This window comes from Kordiimonas laminariae, from assembly GCF_023008165.1.
Classification (GTDB): Bacteria; Pseudomonadota; Alphaproteobacteria; order Sphingomonadales; family Kordiimonadaceae; genus Kordiimonas; species Kordiimonas laminariae.
In genome coordinates this window covers 132,784-148,477 of record NZ_JAKQZA010000008.1, presented here as the reverse complement: position 1 = coordinate 148,477, position 15,694 = coordinate 132,784, and the positions used below count along the sequence as shown (strand labels likewise).

15 protein-coding genes are annotated in these 15,694 nt (G+C 40.9%); 9 read left to right on the top strand and 6 right to left on the bottom strand.

Annotated elements, in window-relative coordinates; all coding sequences use genetic code 11:
• Window positions 1-450 (top strand): recombinase family protein (locus MF542_RS15545; RefSeq protein ID WP_281501733.1); only part of this gene is annotated, 450 nt, incomplete at its 5' end.
• Here MF542_RS15545 and MF542_RS15535 read toward each other — a convergent pair.
• Complete coding sequence (locus tag MF542_RS15535) at window positions 431-598, bottom strand: hypothetical protein (protein WP_247021121.1); 168 nt, start codon at window positions 596-598, stop codon at window positions 431-433. The genes MF542_RS15545 and MF542_RS15535 overlap by 20 nt on opposite strands.
• A gap of 302 nt (window positions 599-900) precedes the next feature.
• Here MF542_RS15535 and dinB point away from each other — a divergent pair, with 302 nt between their 5' ends.
• Both dinB and MF542_RS15525 read left to right on the top strand, forming a co-directional pair.
• Entirely contained in the window at window positions 901-1,971 is a 1,071-nt protein-coding gene (gene dinB / locus MF542_RS15530) for a DNA polymerase IV (protein WP_247021119.1), read from the top strand.
• Window positions 1,972-2,321: 350 nt separating this feature from the next.
• Window positions 2,322-3,356, top strand: a complete 1,035-nt coding sequence (locus tag MF542_RS15525) for a hypothetical protein (RefSeq protein ID WP_247021116.1) — start codon at window positions 2,322-2,324, stop codon at window positions 3,354-3,356.
• Window positions 3,357-3,375: 19 nt separating this feature from the next.
• On the opposite strand, the gene MF542_RS15520 is transcribed toward MF542_RS15525, so the two are convergent.
• Entirely contained in the window at window positions 3,376-3,750 is a 375-nt protein-coding gene (locus MF542_RS15520; protein WP_247021114.1) for a helix-turn-helix domain-containing protein, read from the bottom strand.
• A 54-nt stretch (window positions 3,751-3,804) separates the two neighbouring features.
• Between MF542_RS15520 and MF542_RS15515 the strand changes: the two genes are divergently transcribed.
• Entirely contained in the window at window positions 3,805-4,185 is a 381-nt protein-coding gene (locus MF542_RS15515; protein ID WP_247021112.1) for a C40 family peptidase, read from the top strand.
• Window positions 4,186-4,188: 3 nt separating this feature from the next.
• On the opposite strand, the gene MF542_RS15510 is transcribed toward MF542_RS15515, so the two are convergent.
• The 4 genes from MF542_RS15510 to dcm all read right to left on the bottom strand — a co-directional run bounded on the left by MF542_RS15510 (window position 4,189) and on the right by dcm (window position 9,346).
• On the bottom strand, window positions 4,189-6,090 hold the full coding sequence (locus MF542_RS15510; RefSeq protein WP_247021109.1) for a type IV secretory system conjugative DNA transfer family protein: 1,902 nt from the start codon (window positions 6,088-6,090) through the stop codon (window positions 4,189-4,191).
• Window positions 6,091-6,191: 101 nt separating this feature from the next.
• Window positions 6,192-7,604 (bottom strand): MvaI/BcnI family restriction endonuclease, encoded by a 1,413-nt coding sequence (locus MF542_RS15505; protein WP_247021107.1) that lies wholly within the window; start codon window positions 7,602-7,604, stop codon window positions 6,192-6,194.
• An 18-nt stretch (window positions 7,605-7,622) separates the two neighbouring features.
• Window positions 7,623-8,063: a very short patch repair endonuclease gene (locus tag MF542_RS15500; RefSeq protein ID WP_247021104.1), complete on the bottom strand. Its 441-nt coding sequence runs from the start codon at window positions 8,061-8,063 to the stop codon at window positions 7,623-7,625.
• 11 nt (window positions 8,064-8,074) lie between these two features.
• Window positions 8,075-9,346 carry a DNA (cytosine-5-)-methyltransferase gene (gene dcm, locus MF542_RS15495; protein ID WP_247021102.1) on the bottom strand — a complete coding sequence of 424 codons (1,272 nt, stop codon included), beginning with the start codon at window positions 9,344-9,346 and terminating at the stop codon, window positions 8,075-8,077.
• Window positions 9,347-9,474: 128 nt separating this feature from the next.
• Between dcm and MF542_RS15490 the strand changes: the two genes are divergently transcribed.
• The 5 genes from MF542_RS15490 to MF542_RS15470 all read left to right on the top strand — a co-directional run bounded on the left by MF542_RS15490 (window position 9,475) and on the right by MF542_RS15470 (window position 15,693).
• The gene (locus MF542_RS15490; RefSeq protein WP_247021101.1) at window positions 9,475-10,545 is read left to right on the top strand and encodes a hypothetical protein; all 1,071 of its coding nucleotides are present in this window, start codon (window positions 9,475-9,477) and stop codon (window positions 10,543-10,545) included.
• Window positions 10,546-10,681: 136 nt separating this feature from the next.
• Complete coding sequence (locus MF542_RS15485) at window positions 10,682-11,233, top strand: hypothetical protein (RefSeq protein ID WP_247021099.1); 552 nt, start codon at window positions 10,682-10,684, stop codon at window positions 11,231-11,233.
• Between the two features lie 18 nt (window positions 11,234-11,251).
• Window positions 11,252-12,502: a DUF5677 domain-containing protein gene (locus MF542_RS15480; RefSeq protein ID WP_247021097.1), complete on the top strand. Its 1,251-nt coding sequence runs from the start codon at window positions 11,252-11,254 to the stop codon at window positions 12,500-12,502.
• A gap of 220 nt (window positions 12,503-12,722) precedes the next feature.
• Window positions 12,723-13,892 carry an SIR2 family protein gene (locus MF542_RS15475; protein ID WP_247021095.1) on the top strand — a complete coding sequence of 390 codons (1,170 nt, stop codon included), beginning with the start codon at window positions 12,723-12,725 and terminating at the stop codon, window positions 13,890-13,892.
• Complete coding sequence (locus tag MF542_RS15470) at window positions 13,885-15,693, top strand: ATP-binding protein (RefSeq protein WP_247021093.1); 1,809 nt, start codon at window positions 13,885-13,887, stop codon at window positions 15,691-15,693. The genes MF542_RS15475 and MF542_RS15470 overlap by 8 nt, the downstream gene beginning before the upstream one ends.
• Window position 15,694: the final 1 nt, after the last annotated feature.

The window sequence follows — 15,694 nt, the reverse complement described above, 5'->3', positions numbered from 1 at the left end:
AAATCTAATCGCCACGGCCTTGATGCTGCGATCAAAGCAACAGGGAAAAATGACGTGTTTATGGTCTGGAAACTCGACAGGCTAGGCCGCTCATTAGGCTTCCTTATTCAGCTGGTAGACACCTTGCGCGAACGAGGCGCTGGATTTTGTTCTCTGACGGACGGAATTGATACCACAACACCATCAGGGAAACTTGTGTTCCATATTATGGGCGCACTTGCTGAATTCGAGCGTGAACTAATCAGAGAGCGTACCAAAGCAGGCATGCTTGCTGCTAAAGAACGCGGAACCATATTGGGAAGACCAAGGAAGCTAACAATCAACCAGACTAAGCAGGCATATGCCCTACATAAAAACGGTATGACATTAACCGATCTTGCACCACGTTTTGGCGTTGATAGATCAACACTTTCCAGAGCAATCGCAGCAATCAATGATACCTGTCACTAGGTTTAATCAATGTTTCTGCGAACCGGATAACCAGCTTTCTATCTTCCGATGAAGGCAGGTTTAAATAAGCTGATAACAAACGTCCGCAATCGTCCGCTTCCATCTTGCTTATCTTCCTGAGTAGTTCGTTAAATTTGTCTTTGGCCATATCGCTGTCCTTTCTTTTTCTGGTAGGCCGGATGTTAGCAACTGCGTTACGTGAAGCAGTACGATGTATTAGGCCAGATTGCTCTGGCCATATTTCATCGTCATCCGACCCTCAAGAAAGGGCGATGTCACGTAACGAGGGTTGCTACACCCATATATCGTTTCAGTTAATCAGATAGCCTCAGGACGCGCCATATCCCCCACATGGATATGCACAGCTTTCAAAGTGAATGACCTCAAATATCGTTTGGAACAAAATAAGAACATATGCTAGTTTGATTCTAATAAAATAGAAGTGTTCACATGAGTATCAGGAAGATCATACATATTGATATGGATGCGTTTTATGCTTCCGTTGCACAGCGCGATAATCCTGAGTTGCGCGGAAAACCCATTGCTGTTGGCGGCGGTGGTGAGCGGGGCGTAGTAATGACCGCCAGTTACGAAGCCCGAGCCTATGGCGTTCGATCAGCCATGCCCGGTCGTAAGGCTCAAGAGCTATGCCCTGATATTATCTTTGTTCCATCCAATTTTGATGCTTACCGCGAAGCTTCTCAGAAAATACGCGCTATCTTCAATGATTATACGGACCTGGTTGAACCTCTATCATTGGATGAGGCTTATCTTGATGTAACAGAAAACAAGCATGGCATTCCGTATGCAACGCAGGTTGCCAAGGAAATCAGAGAACGAATTTTCAAGGATACAGGTCTGACCTCATCTGCCGGTATTTCCTTCAATAAATTTTTGGCAAAAACTGCATCAGATATAAATAAGCCAAACGGCATGAAAGTGATTTTACCTGAAGACGCACCTGCGTTTCTTGAAGCCATGAAAATAGAAAAGTTTCACGGCATTGGCAAAGCCACCGCAGCCAAAATGCACAAGTTGGATATCTACACAGGTGCGGATTTAAAGCAGCTCAGTGAGCATGAACTTCATCAACGTTTCGGCAAAGCTGGTATCCGTTATTATCATATCGTTAGAGGTAACGATAACCGGGCTGTAAATCCGGACCTTGAACGTAAATCCATTAGCGTTGAAAACACCTTTCGTCAGGACACCAAGGATAAGAACATCCTCGCTGATGAATTAAAAGATATGTCAGAGTCTCTTGATACCCGTATTGAGAAAGCTAAGGCATCCGGTAAAACCGTCACCCTTAAAATCAAATACTCGGATTTTAAATCAATCACTCGTTCAATAACCATTGATCACCCCACCGCAGATATTGATGAAATCCTACGCCTTGGTATTCACTTGCTGGATAAGGTTGAACTGGCAAAAACTGTGCGTCTGATAGGGATAGGTATTTCTAACCTCAGCGATGATAATGGGGATGAAGAAATACCCCAATTAAGCCTCGGAATATAAAATCTAAACCCACCTCAGTTCACTACACCCATATCTCAGGACACGCATGTCCCCATATGTAGTTGTACCTTGATGCATATCTAGTTCTTTTGAATCTCAAATGACTGCCGCATTTGGTCCTGTAAATACGAACCAAAATGATAAATCGTTCCGTTTAAGATAAATGCAAGATGTGTGTTGGTACTACCAACACAAACTTGGCAAGGGGGTCGCTGCGCACCCCCGTTGCATCCCCCGTTCATCTCTATAGTGTTTATAAACAAGTTGTTGAGTTCTATATTTCAAATGTTGCGAGGCGATATTTTATCCAATAAATTACAATATATACCAAGTATAGAATAGAGGAATTCATGTCAGATGATGAAAAGACAATATATGAAGAAGCAAAATACTCTTTAAATAGAATACAGAATTTTGATGTATCTGAATTACCGAGAGTGACAGATTTAGGAGCAACGCTAAATTTTAATGAGATTGTTGATGATGCTCAAAAATTAATCGAATTATACAAGCGATTATCCATAATAGCGTTGGATGATTTCCCAGATGAATCGCTCCATAGGATAAATGATATCGCCAAACAACATTTAGAGTTGTTTGATCGGGTATTAAGGTTTGACCCAGGAACACAAGATCCCAGTAGTGCTCGAAAAGCATTGATCGACCAAACAGCAGCAGCGTATCGTCCTGCTTTTGATACTTTGTATGTCTATATAGCTTATTCACTGCATCGTGCAGCTGATTTTCAACGCCTCGATACAGAAGCAAGAGCGACTTTAGGTGCTATTAGTAAGCAATCATCTGAAGTATCTAACGAATTATTCAAATATAAAGAAGCAGCTGAAGATGTTTTGACTGAAATTCGCCAAATAGCTGCTGAACAAGGTGTAACTAAAGAAGCTATACATTTTTCTACTGAATATGAAGTACATGCTGAGGCGGCTAGTAATTGGAAAAAAGCGACTATATGGTTGTCTGTTGGGCTTGTTATTTTCGCTATAATAAGTTTGTTTCTACATAAAATACCTATATTAATTCCAGAAAATCCATACGATGCTATTCAGTTATCAATTAGTAAATTTTTGATTTTTTCAGTTGTGGCTTACATGTTGTTTCTTTCAGCAAAGAACTTTTTGAGCCACAAACACAATGCAATTATAAATAAGCATCGCCAAAATGCTCTAATGACTCATTCTGCTCTTGTAGAAGCATCTGGTGATGAAGGAGTGAGGGATGTTGTGCTTCTGCAGGCCTCGAGTTGCATATTCTCACCGCAGTCAACAGGTTATTCGACGGATGCAGTGAATGATTCATCTAATCAAAAATCAATGGTTGAGATACTATCGAGACCTTTATCACGCGCGGCAGTTGATGCATCAAAATGATAAATAACTGAATAGATGGTTACTTTAAAAGTCGGCTTATCAGGAATGCTAATGCGGCTGATGCAAGTACTACTTTCATTGTTTCTCCATTCTTAGATTTTGTGCCGATTGGTTCGGAAACCTCTACATTCTGAGTTGGAAGAGCTTCTGAAATAGATTCAGCATCACGCATCAAGCTTGGTAGACTCAATCCTGCTACTTTTGAGAGGTTGAATAAATCTTCAACACCTAGCTTGGTTTGCCCCCTCATTATTCGAGACCAAGTTGCCTGACTAACCCCGCTTTGCTCATAAAGCTGAGTCAGTGGAATGCCAGTTGCTTCACATTTATTCATGATTAACTGGCCTAAAATCATGGAAAAAGTAGTGTATTCATTTTTATTGTTGTTATTCATGATGAATTATTGTACCATAATGATATATTGATTCAAAATTATCGGAGGTATTCAATGTATCAGGTGGGCGAAAGATTGTCACGATCAAAGGATGGGTTATTCAGTAGGGTTATTCAGCACAAGGGAATTGCAACCGGTGCGAATACCGTTGTTCATGCGTGTAAAGATGTTGGGTGTGTAGTTGAAGAAACTATTGAAACCTTTGGTAAGGGACAACTCATAGTATCGGAAGGGATTCCTGCTTATGAACAAGGATCTCGTTCTGTTGAAATGGCTAGATCTCTGATCGGGAAACCGTACGATGTTCTCAGAGATAACTGTGAGCATATGGTTAATTTAGTATCTGGGCATGGTAAAAGAAGCCCGCAATTAGAAACGGCCTTTGGTGGGCTTGCGATATTGTGCTTCCTGTTTTTTGTGATTCGCCAGAAATAAAGGTTATCTATTGAGTGTTTTGGAGTGAAGGTCTTCAAACCACCAATGTTTCTCTGCAATAATCGGATAACGGTTCTCTACAAATAAAATCTGTTTATTCCTATGTAAGGTCATCATTTCATCAGCATAAGCGAGCGGACGTGAAACATCATCAATCGTGAAGCTTTCGTTTGAGCCAGTTGTGATGCTTGATGATGAACCAGATGATCCACCTTGTGCACCACTTGATGAATTTATCCCCGATGTGTGGCTATGGTTGTTACCAAAGCTGAAAGAACGCTTTTTCATTGTGGTCATGCCACATAGATGTTCAGCATATTTGGCAGTTTCATAATCTCTTGAACCGAAATACTGGAATACACCCGCATTGGAAACAAAGGTCTGCCATGCCTTGTCACCATATAGCTTCATCAATTGCCCAAGGTCTTGCGTAAACACCCATAGCTGCACACCAAGCCCTGCCATCGTGCCATAAGCTTTTTCAATGAGTGGCATTTTGTCCAGAGCAGCAAATTCATCCAAGATCACACGTACCGGCGGCTTTGCATTGTCTACAGGTGCGCGGGTGAGATCAATCATTGCTGATGTTACAAGCAGGCGTAGCCAGCGGTGGAATGTTGGTAGTCGGTCCAGTGGTAGTACAAGATAAACCGTAATGCGTTCATCTGCTGTCTTAAGATCAGCGAAACTGAATGGATTGCTGTTATTTCCCTCAAGGCTTTTTCTAATAATAGGGCTATCCAGAAAATGCGTATTGGATTGTGCAGAAGACAATACGCCTGAGAATTCTTTGGCTTCTTTTTGCTCAATGCGGTCTGCGGCTGTCTGTACCATTGGGTGATCACTGGCACGCATGTTTATGATGATCTCGTTGAAGGTATCAGTGAGGTCTATATCGGTTTCCTTGGCAGGCCGCATGGAGATGATATCTCTTACTCTTGCAAGGGTACGGTTACCTTCTTCTGCTTCATCCGTCACCACATATAGAATAACGCCGTAAATCAGGGCCTTGGCTTCATCTGTCCAGAATGGGTCTTTCGGACTATCAATCACCAGTGCATCAGCCAGCATCATCACATCAGTCACAAGATCAGGATCATTTGGATTAAGGGAGGCTAGGGGATTAAAGCCGCTTAGATATTCTTCTGAAATCCCTTCACCATATTTGTCTGCTTGTGTCGAGATAGACCAAGGGTCAATCACATATACTTTGCTATCTCTACCATCGCAGACTTTAGAGCGAGCTTTTACAGTACGCCGTGCATTCTCACCTTTGGGGTCAATGACCAATATGGATGAATTAGAGCGCAAGAGGTTTGGGATAATCGCAGTGGCTCCTTTACCCGTTCTTGTAGGGGCTACTGTGAGTGCATGCATATCACCATCATAGATGATGCTGTCATCTTCGGTCTTACCCAGAAACAAGCCATTGGAGTTTTCCTGTTCACCTAGTAAATCCCATTCCGCCAAGTCTTCCTTTGTTGCCCAGCGGGAAGAACCAAATACGTTTGGCAGTTTGGTCTTGGGGATGAATTTGAAGTGTACCTTCAAATAGAGGTACATGATAATCGTTATGCCCCAGATAAACCCGATAATGCCAGCAATAGGGCTCGTAACAGCCGCCGCAGCAGAATTGTATCCGGCAGAATCACCAATCAGTATTAAGCCTGCAAGAAAGATCAGAAACACCCATTTGCTATAGCGTTTAATCAGGAAGCGGGTGAGTGTGTAGAGGCCTGCGAGTAAAAGACCGAATGCAAAGCCTGTGATCAAGGATGATAGCGTTGGGATATAGGTTGCAGGTGATCGACCATAATCGCCTTCAATTCCGTGTAGAAATAAGAGTGAGACAATAAGAGTTACAACAAAGCCAATTTGTACACGGCGATCATCCAGATACTTCATACAAGCACATCCTTACAACAAGCGATAATGATCGGAATAGTTATAAAGATATCGTAATAAGGGAATTCACAAAGACGTTAGAGAGATATGTCCCATATTGGTTATGAATTTGCTGATAGCAAATCAGCATGCTCAAAGTTCTTATACATCTGTCCAAGTTGCTTATGATTAATTCTGAACTGGCTACGACGTTTGGATTTTGGTTTGTCGCTTGATGCATTTTCTACTTTGATACCAGGATCATAATATACAAAGCCTGTTTGCATACCTCGAAGCATGATCTCCAGATTGGTTCCAGTACCAAGTTCAATATCTTTCCCGTAATGATACCTATATTCGCCACCTTCTTTACGTTTTAGTGATGGAATATATACGGCTTGGGAATGTTTCCGTTTCCAGTGATCCATAAGTTTTGCAAAACTCCAGCTGGCCGTAATATTTTCTTCGGCATCAAGCAGAGCAATACATCCTTCGGCATCGATAATTTTTCCTGCTTCAGGATCAAATCCCAGAAGAGATAAAGTCAGGTTTGTACGTTCATGAACCTTTCCGACAATATGCTTCCCACCAAAGTTAAATCTGTCTTCAATACCAGAAACATCCGGGTAGCCGTATTTGCGAATAAAGTCGATCACTCCAGTGTCTTTGTAAAAGCCACCATCAGGCTCCGGGGTCATTAGTGTGGTTGGTTTGGCTCCTATACTGGGGAACTTGTTTACCCCGAACTGCTTTACCTCCCATCCCAGATAGTCGGGCTCGGCAAAACCGTTTGGGGAAATTCCCAATAGAGCCTCCAATGTATATCCACCACCATTAGCTGCCTTGTATGGGATAAGGTCCATTTCTCCAGTAAGTCTACAGCTGGAAACCCAGCCCATTTCATGGATCTCTCTGAGTTTGGCAATAAGTGCGTCTTTAGTGGAAACCTTGGGTGCATCTGCACCAGCAGTCATATCCAGTTGTTTGAATATTGTGCCAAACTCTATCAGTTCCGTATTTTCCAGCTCCCTGGAAAGATTACATCCCGGCGTAACAAGATATCCATATGTCATTCCCTCGGGATGCACACCAAGTATGAGCCAGCGGCCTTGGGCTCGACCTTGTCTTTTCGGGTCCATCCACATTCCAGCTTCAACTTTGGAACCGAGGAGGAAACCAGAGAAACGTACTTCAGGGTATTGTGGATAATAGATGAGCTTGGCTCTGGGAGCGTTATAGGTTTGGCCTTCAGTGTCGAACCAGGTGAAAGGAATGTCTGTAGTATATTTGATCTTGCGATTAGCTGGCGTTTTCTTATTCGAAGTAGTCACCGATGGTATAAGCTCGCCAGTAGGCAGGAATGATAGATCAGTTAGGTGTCCACCAAAGTAGGGTTGGTTCTTGCTGTTATCATTGGGAGCAAGTTTTTTGATATAGGTTTTGGTAACACCTAACGATTTCAGGATTGAGATAATTTTATCAAGCGATGCTTCTCTAGCATTGTGGCTATCATAAGTTCCTGAATGTGCCCCCATACAACCAATGTCCTTTTGTTAAGCGTGCTTAATATATTCTGTATTTAATAATGATTCTGCAAGCTTATCAATTTCCAGAGAAATTTCATCATAGGATTTGTTTTTTATTGCACACTCCCAGATTGTAATGACTTTCCATCCATCTGCTTTGAGTAAGTCTCGGTTCTTTTTGTCTCTTGCAACATTTCCAAGGATTTTCTCTCGCCAGAATTCTGTGCGAGTTTTAGGCCACTTGAATAAGTGACAGTCATGCTTGTGCCAGAAACAGCCATTCACAAAAACAACGGTTTTGTATTTGGGAAGAATAATGTCCGGTTTGCCGGGTAACTTCTTTCCATGCAGGCGGTAACGAAAGCCCCGCCTGAATAACTCTTTTCTTATGATAAGTTCTGGTTTGGTATTCTTACCCTTGATACCTGCCATCATCTGGCTTCGTTTCTCAGGGGTAACAACGTCCATTTTTGAATACCTTATTCAGCAGCCATTTGAAGAAGTTTATCTTCCTCTTTTTGTTTGGCGACCAGCTCCAGAATATGAGACTTCATATACTTTGCTATTTCTTCAATTACCGGGACGACTACCGAGTTACCAAACTGTTGATATGCACGTGTATCTGATACCGGAATAATCATCTCCGGTGTTTTGCTCATGTCATATCCCATCAACCGAGCACATTCACGAGGTGTTAGGCGACGAGGGTTTTTACCATCCTGTTTTATCAGAATCTCGCTGCCATCCTTGTGGTATCTTGCGGATAGGGTGCGTGCTTTGTCTTCAGGGCCGTTAAGGCCATATCCAAAGCCATTACCTGCTGCCTTGTGTTTGGCTGCGTAGGCCTGAAGATAAGCCCATAGCTTGTCAGTTAGTGTGTATTTATCATTTACTCTTGAGGCAGCGTTAGAACCTTGTCCAGTAACAGGGAGCGTGTATTCCGCCTCTGCCTCTTCACCTTCGTCGTGCAGGATTGTTTCAAGAATAGGACCTGTCTTCGGGTCCGCGAATTCCAGGTTATCGAAGTTAAAGCCTGTGTCTTCCTTAAAGCCGGCAATAAAGATACGCTCACGGTGTTGTGGTACATATCCTTTGCCATCAATAACACGAGTACTGAGTGTGTAGCCTTCAGCTTTCAACGCGCCAACGATGGTCGCAAATGTATCACCCTTATTGTGGCTTTTCAGGTTCTTTACGTTCTCAAGCAGGAAAGCTTTTGGTTTGTGGTGTTTAATAATGCGCAACACATCAAAGAATAGCGTTCCCTGTGTCTTGTCTTCAAAGCCATGTGCGCGACCTAAGGCATTCTTTTTGGAAACACCAGCCAGGCTGAATGGCTGACACGGGAAACCGGCTAACAGAACATCGTGAGCAGGGATATCTTGTGCTTCCACTTTTGTAATGTCACCTGCGATATGGTGATCGTCGTGGAAATTTGCGCGGTATGTTCTTTGAGCGTATTGGTCCCATTCACTTGTGAATACACATTTGCCGTTGATTGCTTCAAACCCTTTGCGAATGCCTCCAATTCCTGCGAACAAATCTATGAAAGTAAATTCGTGGTTATCCTTTTGAGGAGACTGTTTGTGGGCAAGTTTGTTTCGCAGGATTTCAAGGCAATGTTCCTTGGGGTGAACCTCACCTTTTTCCCACCGATAAATGGTCTTTACTGTAACCCCCATGAGGCTTGCAGCATCTTCGACAGACATTGCATTCAACTCGCGGAGTTCACGGAAGGACATATCCTGCATTTTACTTAAACTTTCTCTGGGACGAATTTTGACATTTTCATCATAATGACACCCAGAGATTCTCTTGTAAAGGGTGTTTGTTCATAGTATGTTCTTATTCACAGTAAATGTAACCAGTAAGTGTGTTTATGCAAAAAGACATAGTTTTAGATGAATTATTGAGGGTGTTCTGGGGCGGGATATATACAAGAAATGATAGTAATGTCACTCTCGATAAAAGAGGTAGTCGACCTTTCATAAAGAATGAAAAACAGAATGCCTTTTTTAATTCGATCATTGGTTATAATGGTGAGTTAAAGTTTTCTGTTCAGCATCAGCAAAAGCATAATGCCTTGGATGGTGGTTGGTTTGTTCCTGTCAGCAGTAAGCAGAAGAATCCTTTGTCGAATTGTGTATATTTTACCGTCACAAGTATGCCAATTGAGCAGTATGAACCACTCTATAAGCTCTTGTCAGCTATACCTGATATAAAGCTATATATTTGTCAGATCCCAAGCCTGAATAAAGAGTTTGCAGATCATATTCATCCAGCTTTGGCTTTGTTCGGAAGCTCCTACAATATTGAGTTGGTTAGAGCGTTTTATTCGGTTTATGTTTTTGGTGAAAATGGTGAGTTTGTAAAGAGTGATATCAGTAATCTCCTTGCACACTTTGATATTCGTCATAATGGGGACAACTCAGAAACGTTTGGTAGAGACTTGTTTTCTGAAGCGCAAAATGAAGCTGTTTTAGAGAATGCTAAAGAACTACTGAAACCGTATTCATGTGAAGAATTATATTCTCTTTGGGCAAACCGATACTTATATGATTTCGTTTTGTCACAAAATCGATGGAAGGGCAGAACAACCGATATCGATTTTATCAAGTGCCCGGATGAAGCCTCTCCTCGATTTAACTTTATCGACGTGAAAAATAAAACCCGAGATAAAGGGATGGTTGGGCACAATGCTGATCATATTCAGTTCTGGAATGACTTGGAGGCTATTTTAAAAGACGATCAATCTATTCGGATTAAAATATCATATGTTTTGTATGATCGTGATAATTCAAATGTGACAGATCACTGGATGTATACCGACATGTCTAACTTTACGAAGTTTGGGCAGCAGCGAGGTGGTAATAAAGGCAGGAATAGTACTAAAGCCAGCAAGACATTGATGCTGATGGTAGATAAATACTTTAAAGATTTATCTGAATAATAGAGATGAATACACAAGATGGTCTCACCGTAATATATTAAAATGAGTTAGATGATAATTATGGTCCAAGTAAGTCAGTCTTATTGGTGAGCATTTAGTTTTTGTACATATCAATTTGAAGGTAAGAAGGAGTAAAATGACCACACAGATAGAAGCAAATTTTTTAGGTATTTTTAAAATTGGGGACAATATCCAATATAATTTGGATGCTCTTGAGTTACTCTACGACTTATATAACGACGTTGATAAGCAACTGTATTTGAGAAAGTTGATTATCGTTCAAATTGGATCTTTATTAGACGCTGTCTTGTATGATTTTTTTTTCCGAGCAGTGAATCATACAATCGAAGGAATTGATAATGTTCCTCAAGATCTTATTGATGAAATTCAGGATAATCCACGTAGAGCTGACAAGCTGGATAAGTATATTCGTTTCTCTCAAGATCATGGAGTCTTTGATGGTTTAGGGCCGGATATTTATGATGAAATGAATGAGCTTCGAAAGTTGCGAAACAGAATTCATATTCAGAACGAACGTAGGGACTTTGAAGCTGATGATAGCGAAGCTTTTTCTGAAAGGCGTAAGGAGTTAGCAGAGCGAGTTTTATCAGGAGTTATGCAAACGTTGTCTGATAACCATGCAAGACATGTGGAAAACCACAATGGTATCTTTGTTTTGCCTTGGTAGAAAGTTGATGAAGTAAATATGACAGATTTGACTGAGGCCATCGAGGATATGATTCAAACCAATGTGCCTAAACTTGTGTTGCGCAGTTTACTGGAAAAAAAATTAGGGGCACATGGGGTAAAAGATAAAACTCATTTAGATGCTCTAGCAGACCATATTTTGTCAGGTAAGGAAGAAAGATTTTCGTGGGATGATGGTGAAGAGGGAACGACTAAAAATATTAATTTGAATTTCACTGAAGAAGAGGTGTCGGCATTTCATCGTGATGTTGAAGCATTTTATAATGAGAGTATACCTAAAGTTCTTTTGCGTACGGTGAAAGATAGTGCTCAAAATATGGTGGCAAATCTTGAAGAAAGTTGGCCAGAACATAAAGCATATGAAAACGATAGTATGAATGGTTTTCGTAGCCGTTTGGATGCTCGTTGGTCCGTTGGGCTTGATCCTCTAAGGATGATGTTGGCTGCGGCTAAAGAAATTGGTGAGGAATTTGTCGGCAAAATTTCGAGCTTAAATAGGGAGGAAGGAAGTGCAAAAGATGAAGTAATCACTGTTTTGCATATTCGGGCTTGTAGAACAGTTATGGAGATACTTACTCTTTTAGAAAATGGATTGCCGGACGGTGCTTTTGCACGGTGGAGAACGTTATACGAAATTTCGATAGTAGCTTTTGTCATTGATCGTTTTGGGAACGAAGTAGCTGAGCGTTATATGGCTCATGAAGTGGTTAGTCTTCGTGAAGAAGTTAAAAACGAATATCGTTATAATGGGCAAGAGTATGAGCTTGAAAGCCTCCCTGAGGACTTGAAAGAGATTGAAGAAGATTTTCAAGCAGCGATTACGCTATACGGTAGTTCATTTTCTGGTCCTTATGGGTGGGCCGCAAAAAGTTTGAATGAAAAACAACCCAGATTTAAACATTTGGAAGAGGCGGTAGATTGGCCCGCTCTTCCTCCAGATTATAAGCTATCTAGTTATAGAATTCATGCAGGTATTGCAGGTGCGTATACATCATTAGATTTGATTGATGGTACACCTCGTTTTCATGCAGGCGCTATCAATTCTGGGTTAGATGGCCCCGCGATTTTGACCGCATTTTCGCTATTACATGTTACGTCATTGGTTTATGGAAATGAGGCGGAGGTGGAAACGCAAATACAAATGCAAACTATGTTGTTTTTAAGAGACAAAGTTGTAGACGGGTGTAGGCAAGCCGCTGAAGCGCTAGTTGAAGATGAAGCTTCCTTACGTGAACACAATAAACCTTAATCTATCTGCTTTTTTACATCACTTTTATGCATGCATAAATTTTACTTTATCCCATTGATTGATTTTTTAAAATATACCTGTGCATTAATACAACCATATATGTATTGTTTAGTTGAAAATTATTCAATAAGTTGATTTATTGTCTCGTCTTTCCCTTGTTGCTTAGGATTATTTGATAAGGGCAACATGAAGGGTATTTCACGATTGGGGGGCTTCTTTAATGGATGCGACTGTACATAATCCAGATCAATACATGTTTGATTTTCGTCATATCATTACAAATGGACGAAAAAAAATAGGGCTATTAATCGGAGCTGGAGCACCAGTGAGCGTTAATGTCGGTAGTCCAGACAGTTATACTCCACTAATTCCAAACATCGAAGGTTTAACGTCTCAAGTAAAAGAACATCTACCTGCAGCTAAGCGAGAGACTTACGAATTGATCGAAGAAGAGGTGGGTGAAGCCAACATCGAACTTGTTTTATCTAGAATTCGTGGCTTGGCTGAGGTCATTGGTACGACGAAAGTACACGGTTTGAATGCTCATGAATATAAAGAGCTATCTCAATCTATTTGTGCTGAAATTAAAAAAATTGTTGAAGTTAGTTTACCGCAGGAGGGTAACCCTTTTTCAGATTTAGTTTCTTGGGTGAACGGGATAACTAGGAAAGAACCTGTCGAAATCTTCACAACGAATTATGATTTGTTGTTTGAAGAGGCAATGGAGAGAGCAAAAACACCGTATTTTGATGGTTTTGCTGGAGCAAAAAACGCTTTTTTTGATCCATCTAGTATCTCTAATAACGATCTACCAGTTAACTGGATTAGGTTATGGAAACTACATGGTTCTATTGGCTGGTCACAAAATGATTCTGGAGAGGTGATTAGGAGTTTTTCTGAGGACGGAGAAATAATGGTGTATCCTTCTCATATCAAATACGATCAAACCCAAGCAGCACCATTTACATCCTTATTTGATCGATTGAAGAGTTTTATGTTGGAACCAGACACTCTCTTGATAGCGAGTGGGTTTTCTTTTGCTGACGCTCACATATCTGCAAAGTTAAGTGAATGCATGTCTGCAAACTCAACTTCAGCTATTATAGCTCTACAATATAAAGGCTTGAGTGAAGAGAAGCATGCTGTTGAGTTAGCTTTAACAAGACCCAATATGAGCGTTTATTGTCAAGATGGCGCTGTCATAAATGGAGTAAAAGCTCGCTGGAAGTTGGGAGAGGAACCAAGTAAGAACTGGGATAGAATCCGTCAAGAATATTGGAATGAGGATGGTTTTTATTTAGGTGATTTTAAGAGTCTTTGCCATTTTCTTGCTAAATCAGGAGGCGACAAAACTTATGTAGATATGTCGATGGGGGATAGCAGTGAGTAAGGCTCAAGAACCAACTTATCTAGGTGCAGTTAGTTCCGTTTCTGGTTCTTCAATACTCGTAGAGTTAGCACCGCAACTGGAATCTGGCTTACTAATTATCGGTGGTAAAGCTCATAGAATTGGCCAGGTTGGTAGTTTTGTAAGGATACCTCAAGGTTATAATAGTTTGTATGGAATCATTTCTGAAACGAGTGAGACCTCATCAGTAGATGATGAAAACAAAACCTTAACGACCAAAAGGCGTTGGATAAGGGTTGAGCTAGTTGGTGAAGCTGTTGGTGCTGAATTTGAAAGAGGTATAGGTCAATATCCGAGTATCAACGACGACGCTCATATTGTAACAGAAGATGATCTCCAGTTAATCTACGGGAATAAAAATGAAGGGCAAGTCGTCGTTGGGAAACTGTCGAGTTCTGACAGCATTAACGTTAGCCTTGATGTTGAAAAATTAGTAACGCGACATTCTGCTGTATTAGGTTCTACAGGATCAGGAAAATCCACTAGTGTTTCAAGTTTGCTTCGATCCATTGTATGTAACGATGAAGGTGAAGTCGTATATCCATCGTCTAGGGTACTCTTAATAGATATTCATGGAGAGTATTCTTCCGCTCTTGGGGATATTGCTAAAACATATTCAGTTAACCCGGTAGATGGAGAAGAAAATTTATACATTCCATATTGGTGTGTCTCTCCGGACAGTTTGATTGATTTCCTTTGCGGCAATTTGAATGAGCAAAGTAAAAATTTAATAATCGACAAGATTGTTGAAGATAAGTTTGATTTTATTGATGCTAATCAATCTCGAGCGTCTATTAAGAATATTGATCAAAATAGAGTAACAGCAACAACACCAGTACCATTCAGGTTAAAAAAGTTGTGGTACGACCTTAAATTTGATGACTCCGTAGTCTGGGAGGACAGTAAAAAGACAATCCCCGCTTATACAGATGAGGGAGATAGCGAGAAAATTCTACCTCCTCAATTTAAGCCTCCAGGAGCTGGAAGTTCAGCACCATTCAAAGGTGGAGATCATCGACTAAAGAAACCGTTAGAGTCATTTCGTTCAAGGTTACTAGATCAACAATATTCTTTTCTGCTTAAGCCAGGTGATTGGGAACCAGATAAAGACAATGAAATTAAGGCTGATTTGGATAAATTACTTGAAGGTTGGATAGGTCATGACAAGCCGGTGACTATTTTGGATTTATCGGGAATTCCTTCATCGCGATTAGATCAATTGTTGGGGTCTTTACTGGATATTATCTTTGAAGCCGCTCTTTGGGGAAGACAGCTGAAGGAAGGGATGAAGCAAAGGCCTTTACTTTTGGTTCTTGAAGAGGCTCATAGGTATCTATCAAATGAAAATTCTGGTTTTGCTAAGAATATGGTTCGCAGAATTGCGAAAGAGGGAAGAAAGTTTGGCTTGGGGTCTATGCTGGTCAGTCAACGCCCTTCAGAAATTGATGAAACAATTCTTTCACAATGTGGGACTCTTTTTGCGCTTAGGATTAATAACCAAGCAGATAGAAGCAGAGTAAAAGCTGCAATGTCAGATGGTGTATCGGGCATTGTAGATAGTTTGCCTGTATTAAGAACCGGTGAAGCGATAATTTCGGGAGAAAGTGCTAAGTTACCTCTAAGGTGCCGTTTCAAATTACCAAAAGCAGGACGTTTTCCGGATAGCATTGACCCTAAAGTTGCTTTGCTTTGGTCTCAAAGTTTTAAAGAAGAAGATTATGATGACCTTGCTTTGGCATGGCGTAATCAAGACCCATATTATAAACCAGAAAAGGAGAAATAAC